Genomic DNA, 851 nt, shown 5'->3' on the forward strand with positions numbered 1-851 from the left:
TCAAATGCAAAATATTTTTCTAGAACAAATTGAGCGTTTTAGCGGAGTTATCATAGCTACGACTAATTTTTTAGAAAGTTTAGATGTGGCTTTTTCAAGAAGATTTGAGTATAAAATAGAATTTAAAAAGCCAAATTACGAACAACGCTTGATGATATGGCAAAAAGCTTTACCTAAAAATACTAAATTTGATGATAATTTTGATTTAAAAAACCTTGCTTTGTATGAGCTAAGTGGAGCTCAAATTGCTATGGTAGTTAAAAATACAGCTTTGAAAGCAGCTATTTCTAAGGATGGTGTTTTTAAAATGAGTGATTTTTTACATACAATAGAAAAAGAAATAGAATCTTCATTTGATAAAAATAAAATAGTTGGTTTTAAAAATTAAATTCACATAAATTTCACAAGCAGTTAATATCATTTTTTACTTTTATTTAAAGGAGAAAAAATGAAAATAAAATTAATGTTAGCTAGTTTAGTTTGTGCAAGTTCTATGTTTGCAGATATGGTTGTAAGTCCAAATGCTCTACCTCAAAAAGCTCAAGAGTTTTTAAACACTCATTTTAAAGGTGTAAATGTAGGTTATGTAAAACAAGATGTAGATTCTTATGAAGTAAATTTAGTCGATGGGACTGAAATTGACTTTATCATCAATGGAGACTGGAAAGAAGTTGATGGTAAATACAAAGGCATTCCAACAGGATTTATCCCAAAAGAAATTATTGCAAAAGTACAAGCAGTACAACCAAATGCAGCTATTGTAGAAGTAGATAAAAAAATAAATGGCTATAAATTTAGAACAAACAATATGATGGAAATTTATACAGATTTTAAAGGTAATATTTTAGGCC

At 27.6% G+C, this 851-nt stretch carries 2 protein-coding genes; both read left to right on the plus strand.

What is annotated here, in order from left to right; all coding sequences use genetic code 11:
- On the plus strand, positions 1-388 hold a 388-nt coding region (locus CAMP5063_RS08365; protein ID WP_337195165.1), incomplete at its 5' end, for an ATP-binding protein.
- A gap of 60 nt (positions 389-448) precedes the next feature.
- Positions 449-851: PepSY-like domain-containing protein (locus tag CAMP5063_RS08370; protein ID WP_337195166.1), on the plus strand; the 403-nt coding region annotated here is incomplete at its 3' end.

This window comes from Campylobacter sp. RM5063 (genome assembly GCF_024723655.1).
Classification (GTDB): domain Bacteria; phylum Campylobacterota; class Campylobacteria; order Campylobacterales; family Campylobacteraceae; genus Campylobacter_D; species Campylobacter_D lari_D.